Source organism: Iamia sp. (assembly GCF_035575815.1).
Taxonomy (GTDB): Bacteria; Actinomycetota; Acidimicrobiia; order Acidimicrobiales; family Iamiaceae; genus Iamia.
This window is the reverse complement of sequence record NZ_DATLXO010000120.1, coordinates 55,847-70,563: the sequence shown is the minus strand read 5'-3', so window position 1 is coordinate 70,563 and position 14,717 is coordinate 55,847. Positions and strand designations below refer to the sequence as shown.

General features: G+C 70.9%; 18 protein-coding genes and 1 pseudogene. 15 read left to right on the top strand and 4 right to left on the bottom strand.

Annotation, left to right across the window (positions count from 1 at the left end):
* Positions 1–95: 95 nt before the first annotated feature.
* Together VNL12_RS12820 and VNL12_RS12815 are read left to right on the top strand one after the other, a co-directional pair.
* Positions 96–926: a 1,4-dihydroxy-2-naphthoate polyprenyltransferase gene (locus VNL12_RS12820; RefSeq protein WP_414654886.1), complete on the top strand. Its 831-nt coding sequence runs from the start codon at positions 96–98 to the stop codon at positions 924–926.
* A 230-nt stretch (positions 927–1,156) separates the two neighbouring features.
* The gene (locus VNL12_RS12815) at positions 1,157–1,786 is read left to right on the top strand and encodes a helix-turn-helix transcriptional regulator (protein ID WP_325595152.1); all 630 of its coding nucleotides are present in this window, start codon (positions 1,157–1,159) and stop codon (positions 1,784–1,786) included.
* Between the two features lie 19 nt (positions 1,787–1,805).
* On the opposite strand, the gene VNL12_RS12810 is transcribed toward VNL12_RS12815, so the two are convergent.
* Together VNL12_RS12810 and VNL12_RS12805 are read right to left on the bottom strand one after the other, a co-directional pair.
* Entirely contained in the window at positions 1,806–2,477 is a 672-nt protein-coding gene (locus VNL12_RS12810; RefSeq protein WP_325595150.1) for a group III truncated hemoglobin, read from the bottom strand.
* A 58-nt stretch (positions 2,478–2,535) separates the two neighbouring features.
* On the bottom strand, positions 2,536–2,949 hold the full coding sequence (locus VNL12_RS12805) for a group III truncated hemoglobin (protein WP_325595148.1): 414 nt from the start codon (positions 2,947–2,949) through the stop codon (positions 2,536–2,538).
* A gap of 426 nt (positions 2,950–3,375) precedes the next feature.
* Here VNL12_RS12805 and VNL12_RS12800 point away from each other — a divergent pair, with 426 nt between their 5' ends.
* The 11 genes from VNL12_RS12800 (at position 3,376) to VNL12_RS12750 (ending at position 11,101) form a co-directional block, all read left to right on the top strand.
* On the top strand, positions 3,376–4,401 hold the full coding sequence (locus VNL12_RS12800; RefSeq protein WP_325595146.1) for a hypothetical protein: 1,026 nt from the start codon (positions 3,376–3,378) through the stop codon (positions 4,399–4,401).
* On the top strand, positions 4,398–6,632 hold the full coding sequence (locus VNL12_RS12795) for a molybdopterin oxidoreductase family protein (RefSeq protein WP_325595145.1): 2,235 nt from the start codon (positions 4,398–4,400) through the stop codon (positions 6,630–6,632). Before VNL12_RS12800 ends, VNL12_RS12795 begins: the two co-directional genes overlap by 4 nt.
* 2 nt (positions 6,633–6,634) lie before the next feature.
* Positions 6,635–7,201 carry a 4Fe-4S dicluster domain-containing protein gene (locus tag VNL12_RS12790; protein WP_349257851.1) on the top strand — a complete coding sequence of 189 codons (567 nt, stop codon included), beginning with the start codon at positions 6,635–6,637 and terminating at the stop codon, positions 7,199–7,201.
* Positions 7,198–7,722 carry a Rieske (2Fe-2S) protein gene (locus tag VNL12_RS12785; RefSeq protein WP_325595142.1) on the top strand — a complete coding sequence of 175 codons (525 nt, stop codon included), beginning with the start codon at positions 7,198–7,200 and terminating at the stop codon, positions 7,720–7,722. The genes VNL12_RS12790 and VNL12_RS12785 overlap by 4 nt, the downstream gene beginning before the upstream one ends.
* Positions 7,722–8,057, top strand: coding sequence for a hypothetical protein (locus VNL12_RS12780; RefSeq protein ID WP_325595140.1), 336 nt, complete (start codon positions 7,722–7,724; stop codon positions 8,055–8,057). The genes VNL12_RS12785 and VNL12_RS12780 overlap by 1 nt, the downstream gene beginning before the upstream one ends.
* Complete coding sequence (locus VNL12_RS12775; RefSeq protein ID WP_325595138.1) at positions 8,054–8,662, top strand: HPP family protein; 609 nt, start codon at positions 8,054–8,056, stop codon at positions 8,660–8,662. The genes VNL12_RS12780 and VNL12_RS12775 overlap by 4 nt, the downstream gene beginning before the upstream one ends.
* Positions 8,663–8,771: 109 nt before the next feature.
* Positions 8,772–8,963 (top strand): hypothetical protein, encoded by a 192-nt coding sequence (locus VNL12_RS12770; protein WP_325595136.1) that lies wholly within the window; start codon positions 8,772–8,774, stop codon positions 8,961–8,963.
* A 49-nt stretch (positions 8,964–9,012) separates the two neighbouring features.
* Positions 9,013–9,678: an iron-sulfur cluster repair di-iron protein gene (gene ric, locus VNL12_RS12765; RefSeq protein ID WP_325595134.1), complete on the top strand. Its 666-nt coding sequence runs from the start codon at positions 9,013–9,015 to the stop codon at positions 9,676–9,678.
* Positions 9,678–10,436 carry a DUF1971 domain-containing protein gene (locus VNL12_RS12760; protein ID WP_325595132.1) on the top strand — a complete coding sequence of 253 codons (759 nt, stop codon included), beginning with the start codon at positions 9,678–9,680 and terminating at the stop codon, positions 10,434–10,436. Before ric ends, VNL12_RS12760 begins: the two co-directional genes overlap by 1 nt.
* A gap of 56 nt (positions 10,437–10,492) precedes the next feature.
* Positions 10,493–10,837: a hypothetical protein gene (locus VNL12_RS12755; RefSeq protein WP_325595130.1), complete on the top strand. Its 345-nt coding sequence runs from the start codon at positions 10,493–10,495 to the stop codon at positions 10,835–10,837.
* A 72-nt stretch (positions 10,838–10,909) separates the two neighbouring features.
* Positions 10,910–11,101: a hypothetical protein gene (locus VNL12_RS12750; RefSeq protein WP_325595128.1), complete on the top strand. Its 192-nt coding sequence runs from the start codon at positions 10,910–10,912 to the stop codon at positions 11,099–11,101.
* 483 nt (positions 11,102–11,584) lie between these two features.
* Here VNL12_RS12750 and VNL12_RS12745 read toward each other — a convergent pair whose 3' ends face one another.
* Together VNL12_RS12745 and VNL12_RS12740 are read right to left on the bottom strand one after the other, a co-directional pair.
* The gene (locus VNL12_RS12745) at positions 11,585–11,983 is read right to left on the bottom strand and encodes a hypothetical protein (protein WP_325595126.1); all 399 of its coding nucleotides are present in this window, start codon (positions 11,981–11,983) and stop codon (positions 11,585–11,587) included.
* A gap of 295 nt (positions 11,984–12,278) precedes the next feature.
* The gene (locus tag VNL12_RS12740) at positions 12,279–13,433 is read right to left on the bottom strand and encodes a GAF domain-containing sensor histidine kinase (RefSeq protein WP_325595124.1); all 1,155 of its coding nucleotides are present in this window, start codon (positions 13,431–13,433) and stop codon (positions 12,279–12,281) included.
* Between the two features lie 32 nt (positions 13,434–13,465).
* Between VNL12_RS12740 and VNL12_RS12735 the strand changes: the two genes are divergently transcribed.
* Both VNL12_RS12735 and VNL12_RS12730 read left to right on the top strand, forming a co-directional pair.
* Positions 13,466–14,134 (top strand): response regulator transcription factor, encoded by a 669-nt coding sequence (locus VNL12_RS12735; RefSeq protein WP_325595122.1) that lies wholly within the window; start codon positions 13,466–13,468, stop codon positions 14,132–14,134.
* A 61-nt stretch (positions 14,135–14,195) separates the two neighbouring features.
* A pseudogene (locus tag VNL12_RS12730) lies at positions 14,196–14,326 on the top strand (type II toxin-antitoxin system VapB family antitoxin); the annotation flags it as partial.
* Between the last annotated feature and the right edge of the window lie 391 nt (positions 14,327–14,717).

Genomic DNA, 14,717 nt, shown 5'->3' with positions numbered 1-14,717 from the left:
CGCCCGGCGCCTCGGGCCCGTCGGCCGGCCCCGGGCCCGAGGGCTGGCGGCTGTGGCTGGCCGGCGCCCGGCCCCGAACCCTGCCCGCCGCGGTCGTGCCGGTGGCCGTCGGCACCGCGTGTGCCGTGGGTCGGGTGCCCGACGGTCTCATCTGGTGGCGGGCGGTCGCCGCCCTGCTGGTGGCGGTGGCGCTGCAGGTCGCGACCAACTTCGCCAACGACTACTCCGACGGCATCCGGGGCACCGATGCGGATGATCAGCGGGTGGGGCCGGTGCGACTCGTCGGGCAGGGTCTGGCCCGACCCGGCGCGGTCAAGCGGGCCGCCCTCGCGGGCTTCGCGGTGGCCGGCGGGGTCGGGGCCGCGCTGGCGCTGGCCGTCGGGCCCGAGCTGTTCGTGGTGGGCGCCCTCGCCATCGCCGCCGGCTGGTTCTACACCGGCGGCCCCCGCCCCTACGGCTACGCCGGGTTCGGTGAGGTCTTCGTCTTCACCTTCTTCGGGGTGGTGGCCACCGCCGGCTCGGCCTACGTGCAGACCGGGTCGCTGAACGGTCTGGCCCTGGGCGCCTCGGTGCCGGTGGGCCTCCTCGCCACCGCGCTGCTCGTCACCAACAACCTGCGTGACATCCCGGGCGACACCGTGGCCCGGAAGCGGACCCTCGCCGTGCGCCTCGGCGACCGGCGGACCCGCGCCCTCTACGTCGCCCTGGTGGTCGGCGCGTTCGTGGCGGTCCCGCTGGTGACCGGCCTGGGCGGGCGGCCGGCCGGGGCGGTGGCCCTCGTGGCCATCCTGCTCGCCCAGCGCCCGGTCGTCGCCGTGCTGAGCGGGGCCCGTGGGACCGGGCTCGTCCCCGTCCTCGTGGGGACGGGCCGGGTGCAGCTGGCCTTCGGCGCGCTCCTCACCGCCGGTCTCGCCCTCGGCGGCTGAGAGGCCGCGCCCGTCGGTGACGGTCCGAGGTGGTCCCCCCGCCGTCGAAGGACATCTTCCATCATCCTTCTGGTGCAGATGTCGGTTATTCTGCGGCCTCCGACCGGTTCTTCGCATGTCGCCCGCACCGAGTCGCATGAACCCTCCTGCACGGTGGAACCGTCACCCTGGTAGGGGGCGGGTCGACAGGGAGTCCACTCATGCCCACGCTCCAGGCTCAAGCTCGCGCCATGGGCGATCCCACCCGCCACGAGATCTTCCAGTACCTCGCCGATGCCGACGCTCCGGTCGATGTCGCCGAGCTCACGGCTCACTTCGGACTCAACCACAACGCGATTCGCCAGCACCTGGCCAAGCTCGTGGATGCCGGCTTGGTGGTGGAGTCGGCGGCGCCCCCCATCGGGCGGGGACGTCCTCGCCTTCGCTACGCGGTGCATCCCTCGGCCGACAGCCGTTGGGGTGTCACCGGTCCGTACGAGCGGTTGGCCATGCTGCTCACGGAGGTGATCCGCAGCGGCGATGCCCCGGTGGAGGTGGGACGTCGCGCCGGGCTCCACCAGCGCCTCGGTGACCGGCCGGCGAGTGAGCCGGTCACCCCCTTCGTCGGACAGATGGCCCGCCTGGGCTTCGCGCCCTCCGTGCGCCGGGACGGTGACGCCCTCGACGTCACGCTCGAGGCGTGCCCGTTCACCTCTGCGGTGCTCACCGACCCGGACACGGTGTGCATGCTCCACCTCGGCTTGGCCCAGGGGATGGCCGAGGCCGTCGGCGGGATCGTGGTCGACGAGCTGGTGCCGCACGATCCCCGTCGGGCTCACTGTCGCCTCCGTTGCCGGATGACCCGACCGTCGGACGACTAGGGCGTCGACCGCGACAGCGTCACGGCGCGGCCGCGGACGAGGCGGAGGCGGAAGTCGGGGCGGCCATCGGGGCGGCCATAGGGGCGGGCCAGGTGAAGCCGAAGAGCCGCCTGGCCATCCCGGCCATGAGCACCGCTGCGTGGTCCTTGGCCCGCTCGGCGTAGGGGCCGACCCAGCCGTCGTCGACGCAGCTGACCCACAGCGAGAACCAGCGGTCACAGTGCTCGGGCTCGATCGGCTGAAGGCCGTGGAGGTGGCGGTGCGCCTTCGTGACCGCGCCAGCATAGCCCTTGGTCCCGAACAGGATCCAACACCAGTAGTCGATCAGCTTGAGGATGTGCTCTCCCCAATCGACCTCGGCGACCTCGCCGAAGACCGGCTCGAGCAGGTCGTCGAACATGATCTCGCGGTAGAACGCGATCACCAGGCGGTCGACCTGCGTGCGGGTCGACAGGTCCTGCTCCGTGGCCACGGCACCGTCCCCCGGCTTCGGCACCACCTGTCCACTCGTCCCGTCGGTCGCCTTCGACATGAGGTGCGGCTCCCGCGGCAGCGCGTCGACCGGATCGACCCCGTCGTCGGGATCCTCGTCTCGGTGGTCCTCCACGATCCCGGCCCAACACGGCGGGTCGCCGCCCATCCCGGCCGCATCGAGCTCCTCGCCATCCGCGCGCTCCCATGACCCGGTCACGGCGCCGACCTCGACGCCGTGTCGATGCCCGGACGTTGCCAGGGCCGGTGCCTGGCGATCACGCATCGACCGGCGTCCCCACGAGCTGGTTGCTGTGGACCCGGGCCACGTTCCGGGCCAGCGCCAACGCGCGATCGGAGTTGGGCCCGACCCAGCCCAGCTCCACAGTGTCGTGGAAGAGCTCCAGCCAACGCTCGAAGTGCTCCAGGGTGAACGGCGACCGTTCGTTGACCAGCGCATGGGCGCGAAACGGGTTACCCGTGTAGCCCTCGATGCCGAGCAGGGCCCGACACCAGAACCGGGTGAGCTTCGGCAGGTGCTCGCTCCAGTCGACCCGGGCCACGTCGTTGAACAGCGGGCCCAGCAGGTCGTCCTGGGCCACGTCCTGGTAGAACCGGCGGACCATCTCGGCGATCTCTTCGGGCGTGTCGAGGTCGTCGACAGGCGGTGGCCGGCGCGCCTCTCGGCTCATGCGGTCCTCCGGTCGCTCGAGCCACAGCGCAGGGGCCTGGAGTGGCGACAGTGATAATCCTCGGCCGCCCTTGGTCTGCGGGGCGTCGTCATCCCTCGATCATCTCGCCGGCCGTCGGCGGCCGGTAGGGGCAAAGGGCGGAGACATCAGGGACCTTCGACCCTTTCGAGCCTTCTTCCGTCCGGACCACCATTCGCGGCATGTCCGGGAGCGTGGGCGACGAGCACGAAGACGCCCGGCTCCCGCCGGCGAGCATGCCCGGTCGGCGGATCCGCCTCCCCGAGCTGCCCGTCGACAGGCGTGGTTCTCTGTGATGCGCGATGGTGGAGGCGACGCCGCGGACCCCGTCGTCGGCCAGCCTGGATCGTGATGCCTTCCGACACATCGCCGACACCCACCTCCCGCCCGAGGCGAGGCGGGGAGCGCGTGGTCGGCGGCGTCGCCGCCCTCGTGCTGCTCGGCCTGATCTGGGCCGGCTCGAGCGGCCTGGCGAACTTCGACTCGGCGCTCATCGGCTACGCCGTCGGCATCGTCGCCCTGACGTATGCCATCGTGGCCCGCTACGCCCGCTGGCTCCACATGCCGTCCACCCGGCGGTACTGGCGACGGGGCTGGCAGCTGGCGGGGTCGTGGGACAGCTTCCGGGCGCTGCCCGCCCTGTTGCCCCGTGCGGTGGCGGGACAGCTCCTGGCCCAGGGGTTCATCCGTCGCCGCGGCGTGCTGCGGTGGATCGCCCACCAGTGCCTGTTCTGGGGCGTGATCGGGGCGACGCTGATCACGTTCCCGCTCGTCTTCGGGTGGCTGGCGTTCAAGCTGGAGCCGGGCACCGAGGAGACGTACCGGACCTTCGTGTTCGGGATGGGCACGATCACCTTCGACGCCACGTCGTTCTTCGGTTGGTCGATGTTCCACGCCCTCGACTACACCGCCGTGCTCGTGCTCGTCGGGTGCGCCATCTTCCTGTGGCGACGGTTCCGGGATCGCGCCGTGATCGCGGGCCAGAGCTTCGGCTACGACATGGTGCCGTTGCTGATGTTGGTCGTGATCGCGGTCACCGGCTTGTTGCTCACCGCCTCGGCCAGCCTGTTCGAGGGGTCCTACTACGACTTCCTCGTGGTCATCCACATGGCGGCGGTGGTGCTGTCGTTGGTGTTCATCCCCTTCGGCAAGTTCTTCCACGTGGTCCAGCGCCCCGCCTCGGTCGGCATCCAGATGTACGCCGAGGTCAACAGCCGGGCGGGTCGACAGCCCTGCGCCCGCTGCGGCGAGCCGTTGGCCCCGGAGGTGTTCGTGCACGACCTGCAGGCGACGCTCGCCGAGCTCGGCCAGGACTACCGACTCGACCCCACCACCCAGCCCGCCTCGCACCTCACCGAGCTCTGCCCGCGCTGCAAGCGGGTCGCCCGGGCGGGCGGGTACTTCGACCGCAACGGATCGAGCTTCGCCAAATGACGCGCTCGCTTCGCCTGCGCCAGGCCTTCCGGCTCTCGACCCCGCCCGGGGTCGACGACCTCCACGACGCTGGTGGCGATGCGGCCGGCGACTGGGAGACCGACAAGGCGGACGAGCGCTGGGTGTCGACGCACTGCGCGTTCTGCGGCGTGCAGTGCGGGATGCACCTGCGGGTGGTCGGTAAGGAGGTGATCGGCGTCGAGCCCCGGATGGACACCCAGAACCGGGGCAAGCTCTGCCCGAAGGGTGTCGCCGCATACCAGCAGATCAGCCACCCCGACCGGCTCATGCACCCGTTGGTGCGCGACGCGGACGGGCTGCGCCGGGCCACCTGGGACGAAGCGCTCGACCGTGTGGTCGACGGCGTTCGCCGCGTCCAGGCGGCCGGGGGCGCTGATGCGATGGCCACCTACGGCGGCGCGTCGATGGTCAGCGAGAAGACGTACCTGCTCGGCAAGTTCGCCCGCGTCGGCCTCGGCACCCGGTTCACTGATTACAACGGTCGGATGTGCATGGTCTCGGCGGGGGCCGCGAACTACCGGTCCTTCGGCATCGACCGCACCGCCAACCCGATCACCGACGTCGCCCTGGCCGACGTGCTGCTCGTCGTCGGAGCCAACGTGCCCGAGACCTTCCCCATCTACATCCGCTGGTTCTGGGAGGCGATGGATCGGGGGGCGACGATGATCTGCGTCGACCCCCGCGAGACATCGCTGGCCCGGGTGGCGCAGCTGCACCTGCCGATCCGGCCGGGGACCGACGGGGCGCTGCTCAACGCCATGCTCCACGTCGTCATCCGTGAGGGGATGGTCGACGAGAGCTTCATCGCCGGACACACCACCGGCTTCGACGAGGCGGCGACGGCCGTTCAGGCGTGGACACCAGAGCGGGCCGCCGAGCGCTGCGGCGTCCCCGCCGCCGACATCATCCGCGCCGCGGAGCTGTTCGGCTCGGCCGACAAGGCAATGCTCAGCCACGCCCGCGGGCTCGAGCACCAGGTGATGGGGTCACGCAACGCGATGGCCGCCATCAACCTCTGCCTCGCCACCGGCAACATCGGACGTCCCGGCGCCGGCTACGGCACGATCACCGGCCAGGGCAACGGCCAGGGCGGTCGGGAGCACGGCCAGAAGTGCGACCAGCTTCCGGGCATGCGCCACTTCACCGACCCCGGCGCCATCGAGCACGTCGCCGCAGTGTGGGGCATCGACCCCGCCGACATGCCCGGACCGGGCGAGCCGATCTTCGCCCAGCTCGAACGCATGGAGGCCGGGGAGATCCGGGGCCTCATCAACATCTGCTCCAACCCCATGGTGTCCTGGCCCGACCAGGCCCGCACCCGGCGCATCCTCGAGGGCCTCGACCTGTTCGTGGTGATCGACATCTTCCTCTCCGAGACAGCGCTGCTGGCCGACGTGGTGCTGCCCGGCTCGGCCTGGGCCGAGACCGAAGGGGTGGTGGCCAACAGCGACGCGCTGGTCTGCAAGATCAACAAGGCCGTCGACCCGCCGGGCGAGGCCAAGCCCGACATGTGGATCCTCACCGAGATCGCCCACCGCCTCGGGCGCGGTGAGCACTTCGCGCACCAGAGCGCCCGCGAAGTCTTCGACGAGCTGCGCCGCGCCTCGGCCGGTGGCCGCGCCGACTACGCCGGCATCACCTACGAGCGCCTGGAGGCGGAGGGGCCCATCGCGTGGCCGTGCCCGACCGAGGACCACCCCGGCACCCCGCGCCTGTTCGAGGACCTCCGCTTCTCCACGCCCGACGGCAAGGCGCACTTCAACGCGGTCGAGGTCGACCCTCCGGCCGAGGAGCCCGACGACGAGTACCCGATCCGCCTCACGACCGGGCGCAACGTCGCCCAGTACCTGTCGGGCAACCAGACCCGCCGGCTCGGCTACCTGAACGACCAGACACCGGCGCCGTGGATCGAGATCCACCCGAACACCGCCGCTGCGCACGGCATCGTCGACGGCGCCCCGGTGCGCGTCACGAGCCGCCGGGGCACGACGACCCTGCCGGCTCTGGTCGTGCGAACGATCCGACACGACACCGTGTTCATCCCCTACCACTGGGGTGAGCCGGTGGCGGCCAACCAGCTGACCAAGGCGTCGTTCGACCCCATCAGCTGGATCCCCGCGTTCAAGACCGCGGCCGTGCGCATCGAACCGACCGACGAGCCGGCCTGGCCGGTGACCCCACCACCTGTCTGGAAGGATGCTGACCCATGACCATGGAGCGATCCATCTTCGTCGACCCGTCGCGCTGCATCGGCTGCGGCGCGTGCGTCGCCGCCTGCCGCGAGTGCGACACCCATCGCGGCAAATCGATGATGAACCTCGACTTCCTGAACCGGTCCGAGTCCACCGAGGCGCTCCCCACGGTGTGCATGCACTGCGTCGACCCGGTGGCCCCGTGCGCCCAGGTGTGCCCGGTGGACGCCATCTTGGTGAGCGAGGACGGCGTCGTGCACTCACCGGACCCGTCGCGCTGCATCGGCTGCCAGAACTGCGTGCACGGATGCCCGTGGGGCGTGCCCAAGTTCGATGTCGAGGAGCAGCTCGTCTACAAGTGCAACCTCTGCTACGACCGCACATCGGTCGGGCTGGGGCCGATGTGCGCGACGGTGTGCCCATCCGACGCCCTCTACTACGGCACCGCGTCAGAGGTCCGGGACTCACGGCCCCGCCGTGCGGTCGTCGACATCTTCAGCTTCGGCGCCCAGGAGCTGCAGAGCGGCAACTGGATGGTCGTCCCCGAAGAGTTCTCGCTGGTGACCTTCCCCCTGGTCGGCCCGTGACCGATCGCACCCACCCGCCCGATGCCGACCTCGTCTCCGAACGCGTCGGTCGCCTCACCACCGACGCCCTCGTCACCCGTCGCGGCTACCTCAAGATCCTCGGGGTGCTCTCGGGAGGTCTCGCCGTCGGCAACGTGGCGGTGGCCCTGGGCGCCTTCGAGCGTCGCACCGAGGGAGCCGACCAGGAGCAGCTGATCACCACCGACCTGGCGGCCATCCCCGTCGGAGGTGAGCTGCGCTTCTCCTACCCCACCGACAACGACCCCGCCGTGCTCCTCCGCCTGGAGGACGACCTCTTCGTCGCCTACTCCGCGGTGTGCACCCACCTCGCCTGCGAGGTCCTCTGGGTGGCGGATGACCGGGACCTGTTCTGCCCCTGCCACGACGGGCACTTCGACCCGATCGACGGCTCGCCCACCGCGGGGCCGCCCCAGCGCCCGCTCCCCGAGATCGTGCTCGAGCGGCGCGGCGAGACGATCGTGGCGATCGGCGAGGGCCGGGTCCGAGAGGGCGAGGACTAGTGGCTGTTCGACCGCGGCCGGTGCGGGCCCTGCCGAACGCTCCCGCCCAGGACACCGAGGCGGGCGCCCGGACGGCGTTGGTGACGCGCATCGTCATCGTCGCCACCGTCGTCCTCGGTCAGCTCTTCGCCATCACCGTCGCGCTGGAGGCGTCGTTGCTCGACCACGACGGCGAGGCGTGGCTGCTCGCCGGCTTCTCCCTCGTCTCCTTCGCGGTGGTCCTCGTCGTGACTCGGGTCGAGCCGCCGCCCCGGGCCCGGCGCCTCCACGACGAGGAGAGCGCCGAGGTCCATGGTTACGTGTCGCGACCGGTGGAGGAACGTCACCAACCGTGACCCCGCCCGTCCCGAAGGGGCGCTTGGGCGGCGAGATGGTGGCCATCGTCGGCGGCCTGGCCCGCAGGTTCCGCCTGACCTCGCTCACCGAGCGCCACGACTCGATCACCGTGATGGGTGCCTTCGCCTTCGTGAACGGCTGCGTCGCCATCGGCGTCATGAGCCTCGGCGCGCTCGCCACCGGCTCGCCGTTCGTGTTCCCCAGCCTCGGGCCCACCGCCTTCCTGCACTTCTACACGCCCATGGCCCCCGCCGCCTGCCCCCGCAACACCCTCTGCGGCCATGCCGTGGGCGTCGCCGCCGGCGTGATCAGCCTCCACCTGTTCGGCCTGATCGACGCCGGGCCGGCCCTGACCACCGGCATCGACGGCGCCCGAGTCGGCGCCGCCGCCCTCAGCCTCGGTCTCACCAGCGGCGCCATGGTGTGGCTGCGCGTCCCGCACCCGCCCGCCGGCGCCACCACCATGATCATCTCGCTCGGCATCCTCACCGATCCCGCCCACCTCGTGGTCCTGATGCTGGCGGTCGGCCTACTGACGGTGCAGGCCCTGGCCATCAACCGCCTCGCCGGCGTGCCCTACCCACGCTGGGCACCCGCCGCGTAGAGGTTCGCCTCACCGGCTCGCCACGGGGCCCTCACCGCGCCGCTCGCCTCCCGCGGCGCCGTGGCGGTGACCGCGCCGGCGGCGGGCTGGACCAGCGGCGCCGGTCGTCGTGGACACGATCGGCCACGGCACCCTGCCCGCCGAGGAGCTCGCCACCCTGCTCGACGGCGGGCAGATCCGCGGCGTCATCGACGTCCGGTCCTTTCCCGGCAGTCGCCACAACCCGCAGTTCGGTCGACGAGGAGATGGAGCGGTGGCTCCCACGAGGATCAGGGACCTTCAGCCCTGCCGCGTCGACTGACCGGCGGGGCACAATGGATCTTCCGACAACCAGAACAACGGTGAGACCCATGATCGACGCCAACACCTCCCTCGGTGACCTCGTCACCGCGGATCCCGGCCGGGTCATGGTCCTCGAAGGCCTCGGCCTCGACTTCTGCTGCCACGGTGAGCGCTCGCTGGCCCAAGCGTGCACCGAGGCTGGTCGCGACGTCGGTCGCGTCGTCGCACTCCTCGAGGCGGCGACCGTCGGTCCCGGAGCCGCAGCGGAGTGGGCCACGCTCGATCCGGCCGGCCTGGTGGACCACATCGTGGTCACGCACCACGCGTACCTCCGTCGGGAAGCCCCCACCATGGCGAGCCTGGCCCGCAAGGTGCTCGGCGCCCATGGGGAGCGCCACGCCGAGCTCGGTGCGGTCACCGCCACCTACGCCCGCCTGTGGGCCGAGCTGGAACCCCACCTCGACGAGGAAGAAGCCACGCTGTTCCCCGCCATCCGCGAGGACCGGGCGGTCGTCGCCGACGACGTCCGCCACCTCGAGGGCGAGCACGAGGCCGTCGGTGCGTTGCTCGACGAGCTCCGCACCCTGACCGGCGACTTCACCGTCCCCGACGATGGCTGCGCCTCCTACGACGCCTTCTACCGAGGCCTCGAGGCGATCGACCGGGACACCAGACTGCACGTCCACAAGGAGAACAACGTGCTGTTCCCGGCCGTCGCCGCTGCGGCGCTCTGATGGCGACAGACGAGCCGCTGCTCCCCTCCGGGTTGGTCGAGGCCCGGCGCACGCCGCTGTTCGACTTCCGATCGCTGCCCGACGCCCTCGCCCGGTCCCACCGAACCACGGTGTGGGCGGAGCTCCACGTGCAGTCCGGAAGCGTGCGCTACATCGACCTCGAAGGCGAGAGCCCACGCGATGTGCGACTCGAGCCCGGCGACCGGGCGGTGATCGTGCCCGGCGTCGAGCACCACGTCGAGCCCTCGACCGACGCCGCGTTCTTCGTCCAGTTCTACCGTGAGCCCGATGCGGGAATGATCCCGGGACCGGTGGCGGTCGACTCCCGCCGCCGCTTCGGCCCCTGGGAGCACCGTGGGCGCGATCTGGACACGCCCGAGGAGATCTTCGAGATGGTGACGCGGCAGTACGTCGACGTCGTCCAGGACGAGCTCCTCCAGCCCTACTTCAACTTCGGGCCCGGCTTCATCGACTGGCAGGCCCACATCCGCACGGTCACCGACTACTGGTGCCACGTCGTGCTCTACGCCCCCGACTACGCCATCGACACGATCGAGAACCATCGGCCCCTCCACGACCGCGACCCGTTCACGCCCGAGCTGTTCGACCGGTGGCTGCGCATCTTCCACGACACCGTCGACGGCGGCTGGGCCGGCCCCCACGCCACGACGGCCAAGAAGCGAGCCACCGGCATGGCGTGGGCGATGGCCCAGCGATTCCTCGGCAAAGGGGTCTGGCGACCCGAAGGACAGCGCTAGCGGCCCGAGCTGCGGCTCGGCCCTGGCCACGACGGACAACGGAGAGAGAGATAGCGATGCGCACGGTGATACGGGTCGAGAGCGCCAACTGCTCCTGGTGCATGAACGCGGTGCGAGACGAGCTCCTGGCCCGGCCGCTCGTCCACCACGTCCAGATGAGCGCCATGGCCGGCTGCTGGGAGGTCGTCCACGACCATGACGATCCCTCCGCCCTCGTCGACCTGCTCCAGCAGTCGCTCCACGGGTGGCAGGTGGCCAGCAACGGCGAGATCGTGCAGGTCACCACGAGTCCCGTCGTGGCGGGCGAATGCAGCTGGCACTCAGCCAGCGCGGACGCTGCGGCCCCTTGCGAGCACGGCTCCGGTCCCGGGCCTTCAGCGTCGAGGGATGCCACTGGGTAGCTTCGGGCGATGTCCGATTGACCCCATCTGTGACCCTGAACTGAACCGAAGGAGATCCACGAGGAGCTCCCGATGGAGCTGCGTCACCTTTCCTCCAACGCCGTGCTGAAGGGCAGCCCCTCGGAAGACGAGCGCTGTGACGACTGCCTGTACTACCTGGAGAACACCGCGGACATCTCCTACTGCTGGCGTCCGAAGCTGCGCATCCTCGTGGGGGCCAACTGGTGGTGCCAGTGGTGGGACGCCATCCCCGAAGGCGCCTGAGTCCCACCTGAGCCCCGCTCCCCCGGGGCGGGCACCGGCGGCGTCACACTCTCTCCACCCGTTCGGAGGTCGAGCACCCGGGACATGCGCTGCTCCAGCGCCGCTTGGCGGCGCAGCAGCGCCGCCAGCTCGGCGACGCGAACGACACATGGCCTCACGCTGTCCTGGCACGACTCTTGCTCGAGGCTCGCCACCAGAGAGAGCAGTCGCTCTTGACCGCGATGGAGGGCCTGTTCCACGGCACTCGGCCGCGGACCTTGATCCCGTCGCTCTCCGGCGACGTGTACCTCGAGCTGGGCGCGCAGGCGCCGCACCGCGTGGCCGAGTCGCACATCCTCGGGCACCACCGCCGCGGCCTGGACCTCCCGTACGAGGTGGAGGAGATCGCGGTGCGTCGGCGTGGGGTTTCCCGCCGTCACCATGGGAACGGCTCCACCATGGGCCGGTCGGCCCCCGCCACGGTATGGGCGAACGGCCGCCTCATCACCCCTCCAACCCGGGTGTGCGCGACGTCGTTCGTGGCCGGTCGATGTTGACGCCGGCTCGTCCGAATGCTCGCCGCTCGGCGTCGGCTTGCAGCTCGATCTGCCATATGACGTCGGTGCCGAGCTGTTCGCAGCGGCACGTGGTGTCCACATCCTCCGTCTCGACCGACAGGGCGATGAGCTGGTCGAGGAGCCGTTCTTGACCTCGGCGGACGAGCCGAGCGGTGAACGTCGGCAGCCGCTGCAGGACCAGTCGCTCCTCGCTGGTGTGTTCGACAAAGGCGTCCAGGAGGTCAGCCGCTTCCCGCTGCAGCCGCTCGAGGTCGTGGTCAGTTGCCGCCGCTCGGACCCTGTTGGCGCAGGTGAGGAGCTCGGGGTGAGACAGTGCGGAGGTCATGTGCGCTCCTTCGGGTTCTGGTGGAGTGGGATCGGTCGGACACCGGCGTGGTCAGCACATGGCGCAGACGCTCACCGAACCTTGTCGTGGTCGACCGGGCTCTCCGAGCTCGAGCAGCACGACCGCCAGGGCAACACCGATGACGCAGTGGTCGAAGTGGATCCTGTTCATGGAGGTGAACTCCTGTTGTCACGTTCATCGTGCGCCTCGCCGGCCGACGGCGCAGGAGGACAAAGGACCAATCCAACGGGACCAAGGTCCCTACCTCATGGGACCTGGTGGGCGTCCTCGCCGGTCACACTCGATAGCGGTGGGTGATGGCGCCGTTGAGCGGGATCCGCCACACCAGCTCGGTGCCCTGCCCCTCCGGTCCGCCGTGCAGCTCCAGGGTGCCGCCGAGCGCGTCGGCCCGATCCGCCATGTTGCGCAGACCTTGGCCGCCTGGGCGTGGTGCCTCGGCGATGCCGGCCCCGTCGTCGGCGACGCGCAGGACCACGTCGTCGCTGGTCTCGACCCGCACCTCGGCATGGGAGGCGTCGGCGTGGCGGGCCACGTTGGCCAGCGCCTCGCGCAGGGTGGCGAGCAGGTGATCGGCGATGCCCTCGGGCACGGCGGCGTCGACGGGACCGTCGAAGCGCAGGCGCGGCTCGAAGCCGAGGCTGCCGGCGGCGTCGCGGATCAGGGCCGCCACGTCGCTGCGCACGCCGCCTCGGCCCCGGGTTGGTTCCTGCAGGGCGAAGATGGTGGAGCGGACGTCGCGTATGGTGGCGTCGAGATCCTCCACCGCTCGCTCCAGCCGGCCGCTCAGGTCGGGGCGGTCGGTGGCGAGGCGGCCGGCCGCCTGAAGCGACATGCCGGTGGCGAACAGCCGCTGGATCACGGTGTCGTGGAGGTCTCGGGCGATGCGCTCCCGGTCCTCGACCACCGCCAGCTCCCGCACCCGGGCGTGCAGCCGGGCGTTCTCCACCGCCACCCCGGCCGCAGCGGCGAGGGCCACGACGAGCTCCTCGTCCTCGGTGGTGAAGTCGCCGCCCCCCGCCTTCTCGGTGAGGTACAGGTTGCCGAAGGCCTCGCCCCGCACCCGGACGGGCACGCCAAGGAACGACCGCATGGGCGGGTGGCCCGGTGGGAAGCCGAACGAGTCGGGATGCTCGGCCAGGTCAGCCAGGCGGATCGGGCGCGGCTCCACGATGAGCAGGCCCAGGATGCCTCGCCCCTCGGGCGGATCACCGATGGCCTCCACCGTGTCGGGATCCGCGCCGACGGTGATGAACTCGGCCAGACGGCGATCCGGGCCGATCACCCCCAGCGCGGCGTAGCGGGCATCAGCCAGCGCCGCGGCCGCACCGACGATGCGCCGCAACACGACGGGCAGGCTCAGGTCCGAACCGATGGCGAGCACGGCGTCGAGGAACCGCTCCAGCCGCTTGTCGGCTCCGCTCGTGGCCACGACCTCAGTGTAGGGACGCCAGGATGGAGGTCATGAGCGACGACGCACGTCCACCGGTGCGGGTCTTCCTGCTCGACGACCACGAGGTCGTCCGCCGCGGCGTGCGGGACCTGCTCGATGTCGAGGACGACCTGCAGGTCGTGGGAGAGGCGGGCACCGCGGACGAGGCGCGGCGGCGAGTCCCGGCCACCAAGCCCGACGTCGCCGTCCTTGACGTGCGCCTGCCCGACGGCAACGGCGTGGAGGTGTGCCGAGAGCTGCGCTCCCGGAACCCGGCGCTGCAGTGCCTGATGCTCACCTCGTTCAGCGACGATGAGGCCCTCTTCGACGCCATCATGGCCGGCGCCGCCGGCTACGTCCTCAAGCAGATCCGGGGCAACGACCTCGTCGACGCCGTCCGCCGGGTGGGCGCCGGCCAATCGCTGCTCGATCCCGCCCTCACCGCCCGGGTCCTCGAACGGCTTCGGGGCCGACCCGAGGACAACGACGTGGAGCGGCTCACCGACCAGGAGCGGCGCATCCTCGACCTGCTGGCCGAAGGCCTCAGCAACCGAGAGATCGGCGACCGCATGTACCTGGCCGAGAAGACCGTGAAGAACTACGTCTCCAACCTCCTCGCCAAGCTCGGCATGCACCGCCGCACCGAAGCCGCCGTCTACGCCGCACGACTGGCCGACCGTCGCCGCACCGGCGAGACCTGATCTGCTGCGAGCGCAATCATCATCACTTCATGCTTGAAGTCGTACCTTGAGGAGGCCCTCGATGCGAACGACCCTGGCTCTCGAGGATGACCTGCTGGCCGAGGCTCAGCGGCTGACCGGGGCGATCGGGAAGAGCGCGCTGGTCCGGCAGGCTCTGACGCCCTGATCGAGCGGGAGAGGGCTCGTCGCCTCGGCCCCCGGAGCGAACGGTGGTTCGTGGCGAGCGTCACCAGCCTGTGGGTGAACCTGTGGCCGACCGGTGGACAACGGGCGGTGCCTTGGGGACATCGGAGAAAGGTCGGGGGACAACCCTGTGGATCTCGCGAATCCCCTTGACCCTCCGCCCTCGGTGCCCGAAAGTGCCCCTTACCGCAGCGGCACGGAAGCAGCACGGGAAGCGGAGCACGACCCCAGGTCCGCCTGGGGAACCGGATCCGCCGAACAGGTTGCCGACCACCGCAGTGGAGGACGAGCTTCACCGCTCGCTCCGCCGGAAGGCCCTCGGGTCGACCTGCGGGGCGGGGCCCGCCGGACCAGGGGTCACCCTGGGAAGGTGGGACGGTCAGCGATGCGCTCCGGCGCT